3 protein-coding genes are annotated in these 4,582 nt (G+C 59.8%); all 3 read left to right on the top strand.

The annotated features are described in order from the left end of the window. The coding region (locus ACSIH6_RS39015; RefSeq protein WP_435113866.1) for a hypothetical protein at positions 1-481 on the top strand (481 nt) is incomplete at its 5' end. Positions 482-531: 50 nt separating this feature from the next. Beyond that, positions 532-2,991, top strand: a complete 2,460-nt coding sequence (locus tag ACSIH6_RS39010) for a TPR repeat domain-containing protein (protein ID WP_435113864.1) — start codon at positions 532-534, stop codon at positions 2,989-2,991. A 14-nt stretch (positions 2,992-3,005) separates the two neighbouring features. Continuing rightward, positions 3,006-4,502: a PQQ-binding-like beta-propeller repeat protein gene (locus ACSIH6_RS39005; RefSeq protein ID WP_435113862.1), complete on the top strand. Its 1,497-nt coding sequence runs from the start codon at positions 3,006-3,008 to the stop codon at positions 4,500-4,502. Positions 4,503-4,582: the final 80 nt, after the last annotated feature.

Raw genomic sequence — 4,582 nt, 5'->3', positions numbered from 1 at the left:
AGTGTCGTCGACATCCGGCATTCGGGACATTACCCACCGTTTCTGCTCGGGTGTGCACGTAGACAGTGCCGACCATGGCAGGGCCAACGGCGTCCGCGACCGTCGGCCTGCTGCATGCGAGGTCAATGCAGAACGAAGTGCAGGAGAGATCATGGCAGTCGGTATGAACGCTACTGAGGCCTATGCGGGCGGAGACGCATCCCTCACCGCCGCCTCCAGACTCCGCGATCTCGCTGACGACTGGACCGAAGCCGTGGAAGACGTCGAGACGACCATGGCCCATGCGCCGGGCGTGACGGGATGGGGTTCCTTCGGAACCGAGCAGGAGACGCACATGCAGGATGTCCAGGGGCATGCTCGGACCCTCGCCACGAACATCCAGGCAGCGGCTTCAGAGGGCGAACGTACCGACACTGAGGCCGCATGGGAATATCGCTCAACGTCGAGTGCCCCCATCCTCGAACGCGCGGTCAACGGATAAGAGTTCTAGCCTTTTCTCCCCCACCCCCACCATAACTGAAAGACGCGTCCATGGCCGATGAAAACTACCAGATATCTATCAAAGAGTGCGACGTCAGCGTCCATCTGTTGCAGAGCCAACAGCAGAGGTTCGACGAAATGTACTCGAACATCTGTGGGAAATCCGCCAGCTACAACGCCGTGGCCAACACGACCGCGACGGAGTTCTCCGAGTTGGTGTCCGAGGACATCAGGGCGGCGGTGGACGAGAATGAAGAGGCGTGGAGCAGCGCTCTGACAGCCTGTATCCACGCTGTGGGGGTTATCTCGACGTACCGCGTGGCAGTCCAGAACTACAACAACCGGGCCGAGGAGATCGAAGAGAACTTCAGGCATGACATAGCCGGAGCGGAGACCGACTCCGAGAAGCAGGCCTCGGTCGATAAATACCAGCCGCAGGCTGACGAGGCATGGGGCTCGCTGGAGGAGCAGGCCGCAGTAGTGTCCGACATGCTGGCGGACGGCCCAACCCCCGAGCACATTCGCACCCTCACCGAAGCAGGGCACCTGGGTGATGTTCCCGGTGGGATTCTGTATGTCGTCACGGGGGACGAGGACTACTTCGCGGTTCCGCCCGGCATGGACGGTTCCGAGATAGGCGAGACCATCCAGCTCGCTGCGGAAGGCGACGAGGCGGCTCTGGAGCGGCTTGACGAGAACCTCGCACTGATGAACGCCTTCATGGCATACGTCGCGCGCAAACAGGAGAACGGTGGCCAGTTCACCGAACGTGAGTTGGAGATCCTGAACGATCTGAACGCTCACCTGAACGACGCGGACGCGACGGAGTCAAGCGGCCAGGGGACGACCTCGGGTTCCAACCTTGACGCGCAGGAGCACGAGTTCTTCAACTCGATCGAAGCCATTCGTGACAGCGAGCACCTGTCACAGGAACAGCGGGACCAGTTGTTGGCCGTGATCGGTGGTTCCGTCCTCGCCGCCTCCGACGAACGCATGGGCGGCGACTACGAGAACCTGCCCGAGGTGGTCAGGGACACGATCGAGGGTCCGAGGATGCACAGTCCCACGTCGGGGTTGAGCAACGGTTACTCGCCTGACTGGGCAGGGGACTTCGAGACGCTGACGGAGATGTTCGAAAGCGCCAACCAGACGACGAAGGAAGAGACCGGTCATCCGATCCAGGGTGGCACGGAACTGTCAGCTCATGCGATCGGTACCGTCGCGGGCGCCGTTGAGAGCACGGACACCGGTGGAGCCGCAGAGGAGACCCTGCGGACCATGCTGGAGTTCGCCACGCAGAACACGGACGCCAACTACACGATCCTTACCGGTGAGTACCCCGACGGAGAGAGCTACCGGCACCCGGTGGAGTTCGTCGGTCCCGGGAGCCAGGCCGGGACCGACGAAGCAGCACTGGTCGCGGCCCTATTCAGCCATGACTGGGACCACGGCGGCGAAGCCGTCAGAGGACTGACGGACTGGATCGCCGAGGACGGCGGTTCGGGCGACGACGCGATCAAGGAGCGGGCTGACCGGGCATTCGAGGGCCTGATCAACATCATCACCGACCCGGAGGCCCAGGAGGAGCTCAGCAGCACCGAGTACGACGTGGTGGGTGAGGGGCCGGACGGAGAGGAGTTCACTTGGAGAAACGCGCCGATGGGACTCCTGAACCCGGAGATATCGGATAGTTTCGCTGGAATATTCGAAACCTATATTGAGACGTTCGCCAGCCCGGTCGTCATGGATGGTGGGCAGAGCATGAATGGTGATATGGAAACCAGTTACAACTCGAGTCAGGGGTTGGTGATAGGCCTGGGTGACCGCAGGGAGTTCACGAGCCTGATTTCCGGGGACGGTGAATCTATGGGACGCATTTTTGAAGCTGCTCATGACTACACCCAGGACAGTGTGTACGATTACTTCACCAATCCAGAATCAGCGAAAGATCAGGAGTCGGCCAGGGCTACAGGGTTTTTGTGGAACCTGGTGGGGTTCGGTATGGCCGACGCCGTACATACTCGTTTTGAGAGCCATGATGACGCGATTATGAGTCAGAACACATCCATGGGTTACGGGATTGACATGATGGCGGCTGGGATCCCTGAGCCGCTTGTCGCTGAGCCGATCAAGGCCTTCCTGAAAGAGTTTTTCAAGGAAGAAACGCTGGACCCCAGTGCGATGGACCTGCCAGATGAGCAGCAGATGTACAACAATATTTCTCCCATGCTCGATGCAACTATCCGGGATGTCGCTCTCGGGGCGTTCTATGACTCAACAAATGGGGGAGGTGGTCGCATCCCTGCTGAAATGATCGATGGCGATGGAGACTTCATCAGGGATTGGAGTGGGTGGGGGTTGGGGCACGAGGAAAGTCGATCTCTCCGGGATGAGGCATGGAAAGAGGTCCGGGGTCAGGATGCCCCGATTTCCTCGGGGGGTTTCGACATGGACTCACATTTCGAAAGCTTTTCGGATGCGATGGAAGGCGCCATGGGCGTCTCGGGGTGAACGGTATTATGGTAATGGATAAGAGAAGTCCGGTCCTTGCGTTTCTTGCTCTTCCTCTGCTAGTCTCGTGTTCCGTCTTTCCTGGCTGGGGAGAGCCTGAGGTTGATCATGTCACCCTCACCGAACCCGCTTCTGTCCTGGAGAACCCTGCGAACGTGAGCTCTGTGGGTTGGACGTGGAGTTCGCCGGAGGAAACAAGCATCAGGCACGTTAGCCCCATGTCCTATGGGTTGTCCGTGTACGTCTCCGACGGGGTGATCGGGGTGAACGGAGAAACTGGGGAAGAGCTGTGGAGGTACCGGCGCCTGGGTGAGAAGGCGACAAGCATGAATGTCACCCCGGACGGGGAAACCGTCGCTGTGTCGTACAGCGCCCACGAAGAAGAACCCGAGGGTGAGGAGGAACCCCCTCCTGTTCATGAGGTCGTACTCCTTGATGCTTCCACCGGAGATGTCAAGGGGAGTCAGGTCGTAGAATTTGCCCGCATGCCCTTCGACGGCTCTGGGTCTTCCTCATACACGCCAGGGAACGAAAAACTAGGTGTGTTGTCCAACGATTCTCGGATTATCTACCGAGATCATGAACCAGGAGGGGGGGAGGTTGTCTCCCTGGGGTTGGGCAACGATGAAGAGCTCTGGTCTGCATCTCCAGGCCAGAGTGGCGGGGACGAAGAAAGATATTTCGTTGCAAGAAGTTCTATGGTCTCCAGGGGTGTGCTGATAGTTTCCAGCAGCTTTGTGGACGAGAGTGTTCTGGAGCCTGGGGGTTTGAGTGGGGTTAAGGATCACACGCTTGCTCTGATCGGGATTGACATCGAAACCGGGTCTGAGCTATGGCGGCATGAACTCGAAGTGAACGCAGCCATCGACCTTACACCGTTTGATGTCGCAGTCGAACCTGAGTCAGGTGTGGTTGCGGCAGCCGCCATAGGAAGTAGCTACTACGAAGAATGGTTGCTGGATCCGGTGACCGGAGAGACTCTCACGGACACGGATTTCTTCACCGGTCGGGATGACACAGCGTTCGGAATCCTTGAGGAAGCCGTCGTGAGCGTGCGCAGCACCTCCGAGGGGGGAGGGTCCGGAAGTCTCGAGGAGCTTGAGGAGAGGGAGTACGAGCACGAGTACTCCTATTCCGACCTGTCCGGCGAAGTCCAACACTCCGTAACCGTTCCCGCTTCGGAACCCCTGGACCGCTCGTACGGCAGCTTCACTGTGGCGCTGGAGGAATCAATCGCATGGCTCGACGTCAACGAGAGAAATACGGACAAGCTGTCGTGGAACCCAGCACAGCTGGTGGTTACTGATTGGGACAGCGGGGAATCGCGCGTCATCGATCTGGGGGTCGAAGTGCAGAGGCGACCGGACAACGACGGATCACGGGGTGTTGTCCCGGCGCTGGCTCCCCCGCCGGAATCCATGCTTCTCGCCCCTGGCGCCCTGGTGATCACGGAGGACCTGGACGGGGAGGAGAACGAGTCCCCCCGTCGTCTTGTCGGTCTTGTTCCCTGACCGAGGTCGGGTGCTGGTGGAGGCCGTGCCCCGGAGGGCTCCCGAATCCCCGTCTGTCATCCGGAGCTGCTAGGCATGGG

Origin of the sequence: Nocardiopsis synnemataformans (assembly GCF_965343085.1) — a bacterium.
In the GTDB taxonomy this organism is placed as follows: domain Bacteria; phylum Actinomycetota; class Actinomycetes; order Streptosporangiales; family Streptosporangiaceae; genus Nocardiopsis; species Nocardiopsis alborubida.
The sequence above is the reverse complement of the archived record's forward strand: the minus strand, read 5'-3'. Positions and strand labels throughout refer to the sequence as shown.